At 44.1% G+C, this 17065-nt stretch carries 11 protein-coding genes and 4 pseudogenes; 10 read left to right on the top strand and 5 right to left on the bottom strand.

The genetic code is table 11. From position 1 onward, the window contains the following. The first annotated feature begins 250 nt into the window (after nucleotides 1-250). Nucleotides 251-938: pseudogene (locus tag LQV63_RS02710) on the top strand (macrolide 2'-phosphotransferase). A gap of 507 nt (nucleotides 939-1445) precedes the next feature. Here the strand turns inward: LQV63_RS02710 and LQV63_RS02715 are convergent. Beyond that, a complete protein-coding gene (locus tag LQV63_RS02715; RefSeq protein ID WP_325175841.1) occupies nucleotides 1446-2603 on the bottom strand; it encodes a GNAT family N-acetyltransferase in 1158 nt (385 codons plus the stop codon). A 748-nt stretch (nucleotides 2604-3351) separates the two neighbouring features. Here LQV63_RS02715 and LQV63_RS02720 point away from each other — a divergent pair. Both LQV63_RS02720 and LQV63_RS02725 read left to right on the top strand, forming a co-directional pair. Beyond that, nucleotides 3352-4131 carry an SDR family oxidoreductase gene (locus LQV63_RS02720; RefSeq protein ID WP_233695537.1) on the top strand — a complete coding sequence of 260 codons (780 nt, stop codon included), beginning with the start codon at nucleotides 3352-3354 and terminating at the stop codon, nucleotides 4129-4131. A gap of 18 nt (nucleotides 4132-4149) precedes the next feature. Beyond that, nucleotides 4150-4320 (top strand): annotated as a pseudogene (locus LQV63_RS02725) (HAD hydrolase family protein); the annotation flags it as partial. 182 nt (nucleotides 4321-4502) lie between these two features. Here LQV63_RS02725 and LQV63_RS02730 read toward each other — a convergent pair. Continuing rightward, nucleotides 4503-6191 (bottom strand): M3 family oligoendopeptidase, encoded by a 1689-nt coding sequence (locus tag LQV63_RS02730; protein WP_233695538.1) that lies wholly within the window; start codon nucleotides 6189-6191, stop codon nucleotides 4503-4505. Nucleotides 6192-6620: 429 nt separating this feature from the next. On the opposite strand from LQV63_RS02730, the pseudogene LQV63_RS31690 reads away from it, so the two are divergent. Further along, a pseudogene (locus LQV63_RS31690) lies at nucleotides 6621-6794 on the top strand (DUF4097 family beta strand repeat-containing protein); the annotation flags it as partial. Between the two features lie 241 nt (nucleotides 6795-7035). On the opposite strand, the gene LQV63_RS02735 reads toward LQV63_RS31690, so the two are convergent. Further along, nucleotides 7036-8604, bottom strand: a complete 1569-nt coding sequence (locus LQV63_RS02735) for a vanadium-dependent haloperoxidase (RefSeq protein ID WP_233695569.1) — start codon at nucleotides 8602-8604, stop codon at nucleotides 7036-7038. A 281-nt stretch (nucleotides 8605-8885) separates the two neighbouring features. Here LQV63_RS02735 and LQV63_RS02740 point away from each other — a divergent pair, with 281 nt between their 5' ends. The 4 genes and pseudogenes from LQV63_RS02740 to LQV63_RS02755 all read left to right on the top strand — a co-directional run bounded on the left by LQV63_RS02740 (nucleotide 8886) and on the right by LQV63_RS02755 (nucleotide 12384). Beyond that, nucleotides 8886-9440 carry a MarR family winged helix-turn-helix transcriptional regulator gene (locus tag LQV63_RS02740; RefSeq protein WP_019419581.1) on the top strand — a complete coding sequence of 185 codons (555 nt, stop codon included), beginning with the start codon at nucleotides 8886-8888 and terminating at the stop codon, nucleotides 9438-9440. Between the two features lie 595 nt (nucleotides 9441-10035). Beyond that, nucleotides 10036-10140 (top strand): annotated as a pseudogene (locus tag LQV63_RS31695) (hypothetical protein); the annotation flags it as partial. 208 nt (nucleotides 10141-10348) lie between these two features. Then, nucleotides 10349-11563 carry an MFS transporter gene (locus LQV63_RS02750; protein WP_233695539.1) on the top strand — a complete coding sequence of 405 codons (1215 nt, stop codon included), beginning with the start codon at nucleotides 10349-10351 and terminating at the stop codon, nucleotides 11561-11563. A 164-nt stretch (nucleotides 11564-11727) separates the two neighbouring features. After that, nucleotides 11728-12384 (top strand): DJ-1/PfpI family protein, encoded by a 657-nt coding sequence (locus LQV63_RS02755; protein ID WP_233695540.1) that lies wholly within the window; start codon nucleotides 11728-11730, stop codon nucleotides 12382-12384. 177 nt (nucleotides 12385-12561) lie between these two features. On the opposite strand, the gene LQV63_RS02760 is transcribed toward LQV63_RS02755, so the two are convergent. After that, the gene (locus LQV63_RS02760; RefSeq protein WP_233695541.1) at nucleotides 12562-12762 is read right to left on the bottom strand and encodes a hypothetical protein; all 201 of its coding nucleotides are present in this window, start codon (nucleotides 12760-12762) and stop codon (nucleotides 12562-12564) included. A gap of 319 nt (nucleotides 12763-13081) precedes the next feature. On the opposite strand from LQV63_RS02760, the gene LQV63_RS02765 reads away from it, so the two are divergent. Further along, nucleotides 13082-14008: a dihydrodipicolinate synthase family protein gene (locus LQV63_RS02765; protein WP_233695542.1), complete on the top strand. Its 927-nt coding sequence runs from the start codon at nucleotides 13082-13084 to the stop codon at nucleotides 14006-14008. A 351-nt stretch (nucleotides 14009-14359) separates the two neighbouring features. Here the strand turns inward: LQV63_RS02765 and LQV63_RS02770 are convergent, their stop codons facing one another. After that, nucleotides 14360-14998, bottom strand: a complete 639-nt coding sequence (locus LQV63_RS02770) for a hypothetical protein (RefSeq protein ID WP_233695543.1) — start codon at nucleotides 14996-14998, stop codon at nucleotides 14360-14362. A gap of 830 nt (nucleotides 14999-15828) precedes the next feature. Here LQV63_RS02770 and LQV63_RS02775 point away from each other — a divergent pair. Continuing rightward, nucleotides 15829-16884, top strand: coding sequence for a monodechloroaminopyrrolnitrin synthase PrnB family protein (locus tag LQV63_RS02775; RefSeq protein WP_233695544.1), 1056 nt, complete (start codon nucleotides 15829-15831; stop codon nucleotides 16882-16884). Nucleotides 16885-17065: the final 181 nt, after the last annotated feature.

Consider the following 17065-nt stretch of genomic DNA (forward strand, 5'->3'; position numbering starts at 1 on the left):
ATGTTCCTATTCTCCAAAATAGTTCGGAGTCATGTGATACCGTTGGTACATTAGCTAACTGTTTCATTTGTTGTTTACTGTAACAAGTGATTGATGGTAAAATATAGGAAAATTAGCATAGGGGCGTCGGAGTTGCATTGCGCGCGGTTCGTGAAGAAAGAGTAGATGAATTGCTGACCGCATGGAATGCCGCCAGGCATGCAAGCAAGCTGTAACCCAATTAGCCATGGACGTGAGGAGTAGATGTTCAATGACATCGGCACAATCAAATCGTCAAAATAGGATTGAAGAGATAGTAACCGCCGCAAATTATAATGGACTGCGCATAAACGCCAATCAAGTGGAACTAAACGAATCCGGGATGGATTTCCTTGTGGCCTTCGCGACCGATGATGCAGGCGAGCCGTGGGTGCTTCGCAAGCCAAGACGATCGGACGTATTGGAGCGGGCTGAGAATGAGCATAAGGTGCTGCAGCTTGTGCGGGAGCAGCTGCCGATCGAGGTACCGGACTGGCGTATTTTTACGCCCGAGCTTATCGCGTATCCGCTGCTCCGCGGAAAACCGATCGCGACGGTAGATTCAGGGGGCGGCGGGTACCTATGGCAGTTCGAGCAGGAGGCGCTTTCGGATGTCTTTTTCGATTCGTTCGCGGGGGCGTTGGCAGCGCGTGACCGGATTTCTGGATTGGACGGAGGCGGAGGTTGCCGATCCAGGCAAGGATTTTGTCATTTACTATGCTCTCTTTGGCGAAGAAGGACTTCGGGATCTGCTCGTACGGTATGAGAAAGCCGGGGGCAAGTTATGGCCGCGCATGCATGAGCATATCGTCGAGCAATGGGCCGCTTATCCGGTGTTGGTGGCCAAGTTTGCGCTTATTACAGGCCAGGAAGCCGATATGGAGATGGCTAGAGGCATGCTTGCGAATTGGAACACGTAAATACAGGCAGAGAGGAATAGCCATCCGTTAGCGGATGGTTATTTTTTTAGTTATATGGTGCCAAAGAGCCGGGTCATTCCGCTAAACGGAAAGCGATAGTTCAAGGTGCTGTTGTCAGAGGAAGCGTAAGGGGGAATTCGTTCTTTTGGCCACTCTCCCAGATGCTCAGGGAAGGGAATGCAGCGGGGGCGGTTAATAGTTGAGGCTAGATAATCTTAAAATTAAAGTGATTGTTTTGCGTCCTTCGCATAATAGAATGCCGTGCATCAATGAAATCAAATGATTACGCTGCGGACGAGACAGAAGCAATTGAAGAGATAAAATGGTGCGCCAATTGATGCTCAGACCAATGTATTCATAATGGGGGGCAATTGCGTTTGAATTATTCGATGGGGGAATGGATCGGCAGTCTCTACTAAACAAAAAAGCCGCCAATAATGCGGCGGCAGGTAAACAATATATATGTTGATTATAGAATCCGAAGAACCCTGCGAACAAGGTGCTTTCTTAATGTGAGCCAGCAAGAATACGTGCGATCTGTTCGCTGTCCTCTTCTCTGTAGACATATTCATGGTAATGGGGTTGGTGGATGTCTATCCATCCTTTGTCGACAGCCTGTTTATAATAGTGTTTGGCGCGTTCTTTTTCACCGATCAAATAAAACAAGCAGGCTGCGTTCCAATACAATGCCACATCTCCATTCCAGTCCCAACCTTTATCTAGCGCTTGGGCGTAACACCATGCTGCGCGGGCGTAGTCTTTTTCCACGCCATACTTCATATCACCGCGCATATAATGGTTTCCGTTGACAAGGAGGTTGTTCAAGGGAAGGTTCCACCCGAACAGGACCGGGAAATCTGCAAGCAGCTTGAAGCCTACAGATAAGGCTGTTCTCTGCGAGCCTATATTGTTGGACCAGCATTGCCAACCGACTCTTGTTATGCCCCGCTGTTTTGCGAGTGAGAGCGCGCCTAATGCTGCCTTTCGCGCCCACCCGTTTCCGCGGTACCTTTCATCCGTTTGAATACCAAGTTCACATTCGTTTTCAACTACCCAGTCCGTAAGGCACCAGCTAATAATGGTTGGACCCTCATCCGTGTCTTGAATGGCAACACATCCAAAGCCCTTGTCCTCGTAAACTTCTAATGAAGGCCAGCCTTCTAAAATTTCTTGTATTACATCATCGAGCCCGACTAAATCTTGACGCTTCAATAAGTTGCTATTTACCGGGACAATACCATCTTCAAAGGGGGCATCTATACTACTCAAATCGTGAGTAAAAGTCATTCGCCCGCTTCTCATAGGCAATATATCTTTCATAACCACCTCGAGAGCATCTTCCCACTTCGTATCCAATGGATAGAACAGTACATAATCTAACTCTCCATCAGACGCGAGCTTCGGTAACAGCTCCTCTTTGAGCAACTTATTAGCTTCTTCGAAAAACAGGTTGCTCTCTGGACTGCCGCCTAGAAAAATGCCTTGAGGACTTGTCAACACAGCTGTTACACAGTCATTAGACAGAAAAACTCTGCCGGGTACAGCACCTGTAATGACACCTTTAATGGATAAATGTTGCTGCAAAGCTTCAAAAAGACCTGCTGCTTTATAAAAGTTTTCGCTCGTGAGTTCCATTCCCTGAACCATGTTCTTGGAATACATCATGTCCGTTTTTTTCCTCCCATGAGCAAATGAGAGGTTTTTATTCAACTATAAATATAGACCTCTCATATGCTTCTCGATTTGTTTGTTCGTATCCAAACACCATCACTCCTTTAAACGTATTAGAGGATTAAGCTCTAAGGTGATTTGTATTTTATGCCCCCATTCAATTATGGATAAAGAATACAATTAAATCAAGGGTCAGCCGAAGTACTGACGTGCCTTTTGAACAACAAAGGGGGAGATCGTCTTGATTTCTTCTGAAAACCACCTTAGTAGCCCAAGGTGTTGACACTTATCGTTTTGAAAACATCACTCAATGGGAACAATTCTTGAAAAACAGGTAAATAACGAGGTTAGGTGAGAGGCGATACTATCTCTTTCCACGCTTTTACTCACTCTCCCCTTCGGTCAGAAACAATGATTCCCGTAATTGCAGGAATTGTCTTTAAATCTTTGCCTTTAGCTCTCATCATTGCTATTATTAGAGCAGAGATGCGTTGAGAAGGAGCATAGAACCTATCGTGTGTACAACTCTGTAAGGATTAACAAATAGATAGAATACCAATTATAGTGATTTCACTATTCTATTTGGTGTTCATATCTTTAACCTTACGGGTACGCAGGGATGAGTGTATCATAAACCCATGTTGCGGATGCCTATTGGTATCCGTTTTTAGTTTTACGGGAAATTGCATCTCTATTGATCTCTGACTGCTTACCCTCCAAATCATGAATGGAGGAACAATATATGTTCTCATTGAAAAAGAAAATAGCAATCGTTACTGGCGCAAGCAGATCAACGGGGATTGGAACAGCGATATGCCGTTCCCTTGCAAGTTTTGGAGCAGATATATTCTTTACTCATTGGCATCCTTTTGATGAAACGGAAGGCAATGGCGGAGACAAGGAGTGGCCTGAACATTTACGCAAGGAACTGGAAAGTTTGGGCGTGAGGGCAAGTCATATGGAGGCGGATTATGCCAACCCGGAGATGCCGTCACTTATTATGGATCAGGTAGAAAAATCGCTAGGCAACGCTTCGATTTTGATTAATAATGCAGCCTATTGCGTGTCAACCAATTTTCGGAACCTGAATATCGCTTCGTTCGATCAACACTATGTCGTGAACAATCGTGGAACGATTATACTTAGCACAGAATTTGCAAGAAGATTTGAAAAGAACCATGCAAAAGGGACTCCAGGGAGAATTGTCTTCATGGTTTCCAAAGGCCCCGACCCTGACAACTTGGCATATATTGCAACGAAGGGAGCTCTGATTGGGTTAATCGAGCCTCTCTCTGTAGCTTTGGCTCCGCTCCAAATTACAGTGAATGGGTTCGATCCAGGGCCAACCGATTCAGGATGGATAAATGAAGAGATGAAAGCACTTTTTCTGCCGATGTTTCCTATGGGACGGATCGGATTGCCGGAAGATGCTGCCAGAACGATTAGCTTCTTAGCTAGCGATGAATCACAGTGGATTACTGGACAAGTGATAAAATCTGAAGGCGGATTTCTAGGAAAATAGTATAAATTTCCGCATCTAGCTATTGCGTTTGGTGATGGCGAGAACGACATAGACATGTTGGAATTAGTAGGACTTGGTATAGCCATGGGGAATGGGAATGAAAAATTAAAAAAAGTAGCTGATTTCGTAACTAAAAAGTCAAGTGAAAATGGAATCGAGTTTGCATTAAAAAAGTATGGGATCATATAATCCTTACTTAAGGAGTTCTCTTTTACAGGGAACTCTTTTTCATTTGACGGATTGTCAAGCCAACATATTACAATCCGTCTCCTATTAAAATTAAAAAATAGAGGAGATTAGCTCATATAATGAACTAACTATCCTCTTCCTCTCTTAACGATGCTCGAATGAACTCAGTCTACAACGTACATTTAATTTAAATCTTCAATAATATTAATAATGAATTCGGAGATATTTTTTATGGTTTGTTCAGAAAAGTCAAAATTAACACCTGTATTTCGATAGATATCCGCGATCGGTAGATTCCAATCCATACTTGCGCCTTCTTTAAATAAAGTGATAGCTTTTTCTGGATTCTCGCGATAGATTTGAAACAGTTGTAACGCTCCTAGTTGTGATATTGCATATTCTATTTTATAGAAAGGATACTGAAAATAGTGGAAAGACTCGATCCAACTTGCTCCGATTTGTGTCTCAAAACCTGCAATATCAACTGATGAATACTGGAATCTTTTGCTGATTTCAAGATATTTTGCATCCCGTTCTTCGGGTGAATGGTATGGATTAGTATAGAGCCAATGTTGGAATAAGTCTCCTGCTAGTGGAGAAATGAGCATGGAAAATGCACGATGCATTTGTTCACGCTGAGCTTTCTTATATTCATTGTGTTCAGGGTAAAAAATATCAAGTTTGTCCATCAACATTAGTTCTAAACTATGGGAGTAAAGCTCAGCTACTTCTTCACGAAGATATTGTTCTTGTACACCACTCTCGTTAGCAAACTGCTTATAAAAATGGATTGCATGACCTAATTCATGTATAAGAGCATTAAACGATGGGCTAAAGTTGGAATAAATGAATACATTTTTTGCTTTTGGTAAGGTAAAACAAACAGCTCCTGGCGCTTTATTCTTTCGCTCCTCCACATCAATTAATCCTTGCTTTCGAATGTACTGAAATCTCTCCTGGAAATATAGGTCAGTCTTACCTAGCATTTTTTCAACTCCATCCAATAAATCAATTAAATTGTTGAATGGAGATTTTTGTAATGTACAAGGACTAAGATCCCATGGACGATACTTTTCTATACCAAGTTCTGTTTCAAAGAGCTTCGCCAAACGTTTCCATACTGGAATAGCATACCTTTCAACAGATTCATGAAAAGTGTAACAATCTTGAATACTGTATTCTCTATTTTTTAGTGTAAATACATAGTCGCGATAATTGCTAAATCCAGCATTAAGTGCCATTTGATGACGTAATTTTACAAGTTCATTCATAATACGGTCTACAGCAGGTTTTACAAGCATATGCGACTCAGATAAAGCGCGCCATGCTCGTTCCCGAATTTGCCTTTTTGGACTTTCTAACATTGCTTTTATGTAGGAATAAGATTTTGTTTCGCCATCCCATTCCATTGTTATACCAGCCAAAATTTCTCTGTATTTGGTTATTAACTCTTGTTCCCTCACAGTAAGCGAGATGTTTTTTTTATTAAACATCTTACTCTTTTCTAGCCTTACTTTACACATATAACCATATTTTTCATCTTCCAGTAATTTTGAGAACGGACAATTGCTAAATTTCTTATCAAACTCTGCATTATATTTGGTAAGAAGTGGTTGGATATCGGTTTGGTAATACAAATACAATTCGCGTTTATTTGTGTTTTTAGTATCCCTATAAAAATTGATTTGATGACTAGTTATTAGTTCTTCAACTTCAGCACATAATAGGCGTTCCTCAACTAGCCACCTCTCTAATTCAGAAACAGAACAAATGTCTTGTTGGAGAAGTGTTTGTAGTTTATCTTCCAATTTTTTTGTATCATAAAAATTATTCACTCCATTACGCTTGGGAAATTCTGGAATATAAGACATAAACAATCCTCCTTAATTCCATTCTCTAATCTATAAAAATATGATTTATTAACTTGAATTTCTATACAATACACGAATACCCTCCCTTCACAAAACTGTCCCTTTAGATCAGCATCTCGAACGCGATTACGTATGGGGATGATGGAAAAACACTGGGCATGACTTTAAGAAGTGATGAAAGGTTGTGTGTGTTGTGTGCATTGATATATGGGTTCTACAAGCTTTTTTGAGCTTAAGGAATTTGTAAGGGTTGAGTAAGAAAAAATAAAAGGAGATGTTCGTTTCGCACAATTTAACTCATGATTGATTCCCCCGTGTAATGGATAGACAAGAAGAACGATCCTGTAACAATTAAAATGATGGGAAGAAAATTGCCGTTAATCAGCAAGACCAGAAGGGAGGTTTTATTGCAGGATTCAGCTTTGGAAAATTACTCCAACAGATGGTGAAGTATAAATCAAAGATACAAAAGAAGGAAAGTCATTACTTGTAGAAACAAAGTCAGGAGATATTGCTGTGTCTTATATAGAAGCTCCCACTTCATTAACGCTTACTGCTGACAGTGATTTATCTGATATAACAGTTGATTTAGATGGATTTAAGTAAAAAAGGAAATATAAATATAAATTAATAATTATGGTATGTCAAGGGTCTATCAGTGGAGGACAAATAATGACCTCCACTGTACCAATACTCGATAATATCTTATTAAAAGTACTACCTCATATAAAATCCCATGATTAAGGAAGGTTCATACAATTATTGTACATCAGATAAAATATTTTTCAGTCTAATACATTATTTTGATCGAACACTCTCCGAGATTAGGTCTGGCTTCTGCCGGCTAACCGATTGTAATCGTAGTCCCATCAAATCTGGTGAGGGAAAAGCCACAAAAGTCCTCATGATAGGTTTTTTTGTAATCCTGAAGCATTCCTATAGCGACTGCTTCGCCTAACTTTAGTCCCTCGATGCCGTCCGATCGCCAGTGGATACCAGCCGCATCGCGGCCAAGAGCAATATTTGCGGCAAATTTGTTTAATTCCCCTCCTATTGTTAACAGAGAACCTAAGTAGGGGAGCAATGAGAGTCCATCCGAACTGGCCGCGACGGGATGGGGGATAGGGAACGATTCGTTAAAAAACGCCTTCAGCACAGTAACCCCAGCCCCAGCTAAGCAGGCGTGACCAGAGGGATAAGCTGGATGGATCGGAGAGCCTTCCGCATAAGCTGCAGGCAGCAGGTAGGATCCAAACTTGTTGAAGGTCTCGGAAACCGCCTGTGAGTCGAGCAGTTCCGAATTGATTTCGTAATTAGCGGCTCCCGTCAACTGGTTGTGCACACATCCCCCGAATTCCTCAGGGCGGAGCCGGCGATGGACGAGGAACTTTTGGAACCAAGCGGCATCTAGCGCCGATCTCGCCGTCCGGGCTACCCAATCTAGCACATATGGCGCACCGAATGTGGAGAAACCGCTCTGGGTTGCAGAGTTAAAATAGGGATTGGCTGGATCTAATGCGTTCTTTCCGTAACTGAGCAGAATGAGACAAGCGCTAAGAACCGATTGGTAGGAAAAATCCACATGAACATATTCCCCTAAATCGCGGCCGTTGCGGATATAACGGGAAATGGGATCGTGTACATTTGGCGCATTCGGAGAGGATCCGTTTTGAATTCGCAGCCACTCTTCATACGACGTCATATGGTCATCGCCGGCAATAGTCGTACGATATCTCTGAACAACAGTTGTGGCTCCGAAGGGAATGTCCTTCCATAGGAACTGAGAGATATACGGTCCTGCTATGTCACCGGGGGTATCCCCTCTGAACAGGCTGCCAGTGGTGACGGCTCCATTTACTTTCGGCCCGCGAAAATCGGAAAATACGGTCAGATCCGAAGCGGCCCCCAGGGTTAACGGATGGGTATCATAGTCTGTAAAGGGCACATCGCGGGTCAGCGCCTGCCAGTAAACTTCCGCCATCTCACTGGCCTCCCAGGAACTGCTGAAAGCCGGTGGTGAAGCTATCCCTAAATGATGACTATCAGGTCCCACCAAATCAAATGCGTATGAGGCTTGAGGGTTGACGATCTTTACAACCCCGCCTAGCGGAATGGATTCAAAATCCTTACCTGTCTTCAGAGCGGCAATGAATGCATGATACGCATTAAGATCTACCTCGCCAAGGCCATTATGCGGCAACCCCTTCGTAAAGCTGCCGATTTTATTCGGATACCTGCTTTCGTCACCATTGCACGGGTGATCAGGGGAAGGGAGTCTATCTTGCAGTTGGGCTACTGTTGTACGAATTCGCAATGCCTTACGGCGGCGTTCGCAACTATTTAACGGCCCAATCAAGCAAGCTTGCCTCGGCTTAATAGTTCCATTCCCCTTGCTTGTCTTACTCACGGGCATTTCATCATTTTTCATTCTATCATCCTTTCGTAAAGAGATGGTTCTGCGCTTGAGTAAAAAATGATGGGATGTACCATTCAGGTGTTGGTTCATTATATTCTTCTACAAGATAGGAGAATGGGGTCTTGTACGATATTATTGGCCGCTTTTCATAGGCTGGAAATAGAGATAGAGGGGAATAACGGAAAAAATAGTTCAATAAACACAAGGGTTGCAATAAAAAGAAAAATCGATTATATTAGCTTATAGTTAGATAATCTAATTGTAATCAGGGTGATGGAATGAGAAAGAAGATTGAGAAGGAGCATGTGGGTGAACAGCAGCTGCCCAGATTGGGCGTTGCTCCTTACTTGGAGCTTATGGGGAAAACCGCTTCTAAGGATACCAATCAAGCATCAGCTCATATGGGTTTACTGCTGCTATGGATTGGCGATAACATCCAGGATATGATGGATTTAAACCTGTCTTCATTCGGAATTACAGAAAGCAAGCTGGACCTGTTGCTGTTGCTGATTCTGCATCAAGATAAAGAGGGGATTACCCCTTCATCTATCGCAGGTCGGCTTGGAATCCGGCGCGCTTCAGCAACAGCTCTGCTCGATTGGCTAGAGAAAAGAAACTGGATTGAACGTAAGACGAATGAAAACAATCGTCGTATGGTTCATGTCCACATTACGCCAGAAGGCCGTAATCTGGTTGATCAGATACTGCCAACATTTTGGTCAACTTGCGACTCATTCATCAGTGATTTGGAGGTTGAGGAGCAAGTGGTGCTGAAGAAAATATTGATGAAGCTGAATGGAAGCTTAGAGAGAAGATTGGGAGTGGGAAGATAAATTTTTTTAGCATTATAATTAGATTATCTAACTATATGTCGAGCTTGAAATGAGTGGTGAATGGAAACATACGTTGGAGAAAGGAGAAATCCAAGCAACTTACAGAAAAGAAAACGAAGGGGATGGTTGAGGAGCATTTTGTGGCATGGGGGATGTTTCGTTATACATTTTCGGAAGTACGGGCGGAGTGGAAACTTATTATATTAACGGCAGTATCCATCCTGTCCATTTCAATTCTTGAATTTTCCATTCCTCAAATGACGAAAGCAATCATTGATGAGATGATTCCGAATCAAGACTTGCGGGCCTTATTCATTACAGGGCTGAATTACATCGGCATGGCCATCGTTTTGTTGTTTGGAGCTTGGCAGGCGATCAATCAATTGATTTCGATTGGAGACATTGTAGCATATCTGGCTTATTTGCGTCTGCTGCAGGGCCCAATTCGTTCTTTTAGCCGATTGGTAAATAAAATTCAACAATCGGCTGCGGCGTATGAACGTATTCAGGAAGTGATGAAAATTGTACCGGAGATTCGCGATAAGGAAAATGCTGTCCGCTTAGCGTCGATGAAGGGGATATTGTCTTCGAGGATGTGGATTTTGCCTATGAACCGCAAAAGCCGGTTCTGCATAACTTCTATTTACGACTGTATCCGGGTCAATCAACGGCGCTTGTTGGCTCCTCAGGATCAGGGAAATCAACGATCGCTCATCTGATCGCCCGCCTATATGATGTACAAAAAGGCTGTATCAGATTATTGTGCTGGAGAAAGGGAGAATTGTGGAAACGGGGACACATGAAGCCTTGCTTCGCCGCTCTGGCCACTACAAGGCATTATATGAGATGCAATTTCCGCAAGTCAGAACAACGATCATTTGAAAACTTGAAAATAAGAGGTGTTTATAATGACTCAGTTAAGCAATCAATCCGCTGTGCGCCGGAACTACTCACTGATGACAGCGGTGCTGTGCTGGTCGGGAATGGTGGTCATGTGCAGCTTGTACGTAACCATTCCCCTGATTTCCGTGTTTGCCACCACATTTGGCATTACCACTACACATGCGGCGGCGACAGGCAGTATTTTTTCACTCGGCTTTGCCGTGGGATGCCTGATTTATGGCGCGCTGTCTGATAAATATGGCCGCAAAAGAGTAATATTTATCGGACTTATCGCATTAACCATTATCTCATTGCTGCTCGGAATGGTTCACAGCTTAACATGGCTTATTGTTCTGAGAGGACTGCAGGGGGCGGCTGCGGCGACATTTTCTCCTGTTGCTTTGGCCTATGCGGTAGAGATGTTTCCAGCAGAGAAGCGGGTAACCACCATCGGATTTATCAGCACTGGATTCCTGGTTGCGGGAATTGTTGGCCAGGTCATCAGCGGTCTCATCAGTCAGCAATATGGATGGAACGCTATCTTCTATCTGCTTGCAGCAGTGTATGCAATTACTTCGCTTCTAGTACTGTGGCTGTTGCCAAAGGGAGAAATCCATCAGGCGCATGCCAACGTGTGGGAACCCATCAAGCACATCGGAAAGGTATTTAGCCAGAAAAATCTAGTACTGAGTTATCTGGTGGCGCTTGTGCTGCTAATGTCTTTTGTGAGTATGTATACTGTGCTAGGCACTTATCTGAGCGGTCCAGCGTTCGGGCTGGGCAAGCAGGAAATTCTATACGTTCGTTCCTTTGGAGTACTTGGCATGATGATTTCACCGTTTGCAGGGCGGCTCGCCAAGCGGTTTGGTGTACGATCCGTGTTGCGGGGCGGCTTGGCCCTAGCTATACTTGGACTCTCTTCATTGGGCTTCATATCTAACCTGCCGCTGCTGCTGGTAATGAGCCTAATCTTTGTAACGGGGATTGCGCTTACCGTTCCTTCATTGGTTGCGCTCGTTGGCCAATTGGGCGGGAAATCGCGCGGTATAGCGGTGTCGGTGTATACTTTTGTCCTGTTTGCAGGAACGAGCTTAGGCCCAATTTTGTCTATTCAATTCATGAAGACAGGCAGTTTTGCGATCACTTTTCTTTTGCTTGCGCTCGTGCTAGGCATTGGCTTGCTTGCGGCTTGTTTGATTCATCGGGACACGCCGATGAATATCAAATCTGAAGTGCGCTAACAGGAAAACGCTTTGTTCATTTGCGGCTTTTTTTGTTAATAAGAGAGGAATGACCCTAACACCGCGTAGTGAATTTCACAATATTGACACCTATATACTATAGGGGGGTGTGGTATAGTTTGCTTGAAGACGAATTAAACATCATGCTTTAGGGAGAGATGATCATGGATATCGCAGTCATGCTTTATGATGGAATCACAGCATTAGATACAATTGGTCCATATGAAGTATTTGCTGCTACAATGAAAAGTAACGTGAAATTTGTCGCCAAGAAAAAAGGGTTAATTAAACTGGATTCAAAAATGGGTTGTTTGCATGCTGATTACAGCTTTTCTGAAGTTACTTCAGCTGATATTCTCGTCGTTCCTGGCTGTAGTCCGCCTAATTATAAAACTCCGATGAATGACGAAGAAACTCTGAATTGGATTCGCCAATTACATGAGACCACGAAATGGACTACTTCGGTTTGTACCGGCTCTCTGATCTTGAGCGCCGCAGGCTTGTTGAATGGAGCGAAGGCTACCACTCATTGGAGCTCCTTCGACCTGCTCCATTCTCTTGGAGCCATTCCAACAGATGACAGAGTGGTTCGCCATGGCAAAATCATAACAGCAGCCGGTGTCTCCTCCGGTATCGACATGGCACTCCAATTAGTAGCATGGGAATTGGGGGAAGATAAGAGCAAAGGAGTCCAGTTGATTTTGGAATACGATCCTAAGCCTCCATTTGATACGGGTTCAACTAAGAAAGCACCGGCGCCATTGGTAGAACAGATAAGCGGGATGCTTCAAGAGCTTTCAAAGCAAGAGCCCGATTTGTAAATCACATATATGTCAGTCACGGTCTGAAAAAAAATGCATGTTGCTGCGACATGCGTTTTTTTGTTGCCCTCTTATTCGTTATTTCACCATACTCTCACGGATGGAAGCCGCCGCTTCTGGCCTTCAATCGCCGTTACGTACCTTGGACGACCTGCACGCCTTCCGGAAACAGGCTTGTCAAAGGCAGAGGGCGATGTCCGCTTCTCCAGCGGGGGGCTTGAACAGCAGCACTTTGCGAAAATGATGCGGCTCTTTGTTGATTAAGATGAGACGCAGGGACTTGCCGTTCGCTTTGTTCGCGAAAGCTTGCTGCAGCGCTTTGACAGCGTTGATGCCAGCGTAGCCGCCCCCGATGACAATACAGGTTATTTCTTTCATCGTAAACATCTCCTTGTTATGGTTTGCACATATAACGAGGAGTGAGGGAGTTTTGTGACAAGGGGGCGGAGAATAGGGAATATGCTTGTGGCGAAACGTATCCGCCGATTCGTGCTTTTGGCCACTCTCCCAAATGTTCAGGTAGGCAGTAGCTTGTGCAATTTGTTACAATATCTCCATAAAGGAAGATTGTAAATGCCGGGGAGCCGTGATATCTTTAAGTTGCAGAGTGAGTTATCGGTATCTCATTTTGTATTGCTTGGATTGTAAGTTTTTTCACAATATAAAATTTGAAGCATTGGCAAAGGAGCGAGTAGATATGCAACACTACAGGTTACATGGCATCGTCCCTCCAGTCATTACGGTAGTTAATTCATCCGGAGCTTTGGATCGGCCGGGCATGGGCCGCATGATCGATCATTTGATCGCCTCCGGCGTGCACGGGTTGTTTTTCCTCGGTTCGGCGGGGGAATGCTTCCATCTATCGAAGGAGCTCAGACAAGAGGTTGCGGAGTTCGCCGTGTCGTATGTGAATGGGCGCCTGCCGGTGCTGATCGGCATCGGTTCGACGAGCACGGCGGAAGCGGTGGATTACGGCAAGCACGCGGAAGCCATGGGGGCGGACGGGGTGGTTGTCATCAACCCGTATTTTGCGAAGCTGAGCGACGAGCTGTTGTTCCGCCATTATGCGGATATAGCGGAGGCCGTCAGTGTGCCAATCTACATATATAATTTTCCGGCGTTGACGGGGCAGGATGTGAAGGTGGATCTGGTCAAGGATTTGGCCTTGACGTACCCGAACATCGTCGGCATTAAGGAGACGGTCGACCGTGTGGAGCCGGTTCTGGAAGCCATCGCGAAGGTAAAGAGCGTGCGCCCGGATTTCCAGGTGTTCGCTGGTTATGATCATCATTTGCTGGAAACGCTGATTGCGGGCGGCGACGGAGTTGTTCCGGCGAGCGCTAACTTCGCGCCGCATCTGACGTGCGGGCTGTATGACGCTTATCGGCGCAGCGATTTTGCGATGGTTCAGGATCTGCAGCGGAAGCTGTTCCGCGTCGTGACCGAGGTGTATGCGGTGGATACGCCGTTTTTCAATGTGTTGAAGGAAGCGGTCCGAGCCACTGGCGTGGATATTCCGACCGATGTGTTGCCACCGGCACGCTCGCTGTCGCAGGAGAAGAAGGTGGAGCTCGATCGTCTGTTGAAAAAATATGATCTGATTCGGGTTATACAGCATACTTGACATCGTGAGGAAAGCGGATTCTGTTGATGGTGTTTCAGCTCTGTTGACGATCAGTCTAAGGTTGCGGCTGTGCTCAAGATACTTGAAGTACTTGATTGTTTAACACGCAGAAAAGACGATCTTATAAAAAGTTTATTTAAAAGATTTTTGTTTAAATAATGGTTGTTCCCTATATTCTGTCAGGGAACAACCATTTTTTTAGGAGTTAGAATAACCATAGAGCAGCAGACTTTCTATCTTGACGATAAAGTGTATCTCTATTCCACATGAGGAGCTGCCAAACCCAAACATTTTGCTAGGCGCCTCGGGCTGATCACCGATTATTGTAAAGAGAATCACATTCCGATGGAATTACCGATTAACGGGCTTGTTGCTCTCATTCTTGGGAAAAAGCAAATAAGAGAAACTAATGATCCCATCCAGAAGCAAGAAAGCCAACCAAATTTTATTGACTTGAACTAAAGCATAATTGTTCTGAAATTGTTCTTGCAGCCACGGGATCAACTCTGCTGACGAAATCGGATGAGACTCCTGATTGACCGCATACAACATGAGGTAGAATACTGCATGTACCCCTAAAAACAGGATTACGTGAAGACTAAAAACTTTTAATTCTTCCTTGGCTTTCGCCATTCCATACCGTTTATTTTCCTGTGAATCCATGATCGGTTTTCCTTTTATTCTTGCAATCGTTCTATAAATGAATCGGTCTACCTTTTTCAAATCATACTTTCCAAGGACGAGCGTATACAGAATGATAATGACGATGACGATTTGAAAGATCGATAGCTTGCCGGTTTGCCTTAAATCCAATACCCCTAGATATAGAATCCACAGCTCATTGACAAGAGTCAGAATAAACACAAGAAGCGCAGCCTTGGGCTTATCGAACCAATACCGCAATGTGGTTGCAATAAATAAGGAAACCCAAAAAAAAATTTCAGCGATAATCAACAAATTCCAGCGATAATCAATGATAAACTGAATCACGTTAATCCCTTACCTCCCACTATAAAATAGCCTCTGGGCATTCGCCAAGGCAGATGGAGCATGGGATTTCTTGTATACTTACTTTCATCCCACCTTCTTGGGTAAAATTTTTATTATTCCAACTTGTGAACTGGAAATTAAGTTAGAAAAGTTGTTGGCGTGAGGAAGGGGTTATTTTCTCGTCATTGTTGTTTCCTTGAAATCCATAGTTTGAGCCACGTGTATTTACTGGCAATGTCTGCTCCGATAACTAAGCTCCCGGTACGAGCTATCCTTCTTATAAAACGTCAACAATCCCAATTTACCATATATTTCTGAGAGTGTGAATAAAGCGAATGTCTAAGGTATAAAACATAAAAATAAGCGCCGTTGGGCGGCTACGGCAGGATGTGGCGGCATTCTGGAAGTTTGTGCAGCAGGTAGCGCAGGAGTCGGGGACGATTCGCTGTGCTGCTGGTCGGTCGCTGGACGAATGGCGCACCGATCCTGCGCGCGTCATAGAAGGATGATAAGGCATTGGCCGAGAACAAACTAGCGAATAATCTCTTTTTGTTCGTGGAAGATTAGAAACGAGAGCATTATGCACAGCACAACAGTACGTAAGTTCGTGTTGATTTGATGTTGATGTGGTTCACCCGTTAGAAATACATGTCACAAAATGTTCAAAAGGATAAAATTGACACAATAACCTTATTGTGATAGTTTAAATTGTATATTTCCTCCCAGTGAAGCTGTTTGCAAATCTACTTCATATGTAGTGTATCTTCCCGCAAGAGTAATAGGTTGAAATCTTTCTCGTTAATAACTTCGGATATAAGGAGAGAGTTTTTATGACTATGGTGAATTGTATATGTGAAGACATGCACTATCCATTGGGTAACTTTAGCCGTTTTGTGGTAAACGAACTTCCCCCCCTGAATAAGACGGGGTCCCCGGCTGACCTCCTGAGGCGCGGCCTGTCTCTTCTACCAGATGATCAGCAGCAACTTATCGATTTCGTATATCACCGTCCTTACAATGAAAAGGTATTGGCAATGGGAGAGTTGGGGATCTTCCTAGTTTCGTGCTTGAAACGAGGGATTCTTGCTTCTGAACTACGCAGGGTGTACTCCATTTTAGATCTTTTTTCCTTGGCTACCGGTTTAATTCCACGGGATACCTATGCTTCGTATATTGCATACAACCCTGCCGATTCTTTGCGAACGTTTACTGGGGATGCCAGTGAAGTCGCTTTTATCACCCGGCACCAGCAATCGGAGCTAGCGCTTAAGCCAGCGGTTGAGGAATTGCTGAAGCTTCAGCTTGAGCCGAATATGCCGGAACGCCTGGAAATTCTTAGTGCCGTAAGAGCGGCGATGAGGCAGGTACGCAAGGAAAATGCCGAGGTACACAAAGGGGTGGATCCCGTCTTTTTTATTACCTTTTTCAGAGATTATTTTTTCCCCATTGAAGTGAATGGGATAAGCTACAATGCGCCTAGCGGCGTGCACATTGCGGGCGTGATCCTAACCGATCTCATTACGGGCACCGCAGATGATGCCTATATTGAAACGACTCATGATCTTTTGCCATATTTGGAGCCATGTGAGCAATTCCGCATTAAAAATGCGTTGGCTGCCCCTTCCTTAAAGCAAATCTATTCGGCCGATTTGCAATCTGGGAGAGATCGTTCTTCCGAACTCAACCTTCTTGTCGATATTTACAACGAGATCATCAAATTTCGTAATGTTCATCAGGGGCTAGTCAGCAGATATATCCGCAACCAAGATGCTTCCGTTGCCAGAGGTACGGGAGGATTTGCGTTTGATACCTTTTTACAGGAGCGAATTGACGTCGTCGCTCAAGCCAAACGTACCGTTTCGGATAAGATAGAACCTCACGGGTGATTCCGTACACGAATGGTATCCATCTATTGAAGGTCACGAACTGAATCATGAAATAAGCAATGGGTTATACGTCCCTCGTCATGCCGAACTGCTATTGACATCCCAAGAACCCCACTAGGTTGTACAGAGTCTATCCAAGAGCTCACTTACACACTTAATTTAAATAGGGAGAAGGATTTGA

The sequence above is a fragment of the Paenibacillus profundus genome, assembly GCF_021369635.1.
Taxonomy (GTDB): domain Bacteria; phylum Bacillota; class Bacilli; order Paenibacillales; family Paenibacillaceae; genus Paenibacillus_B; species Paenibacillus_B profundus.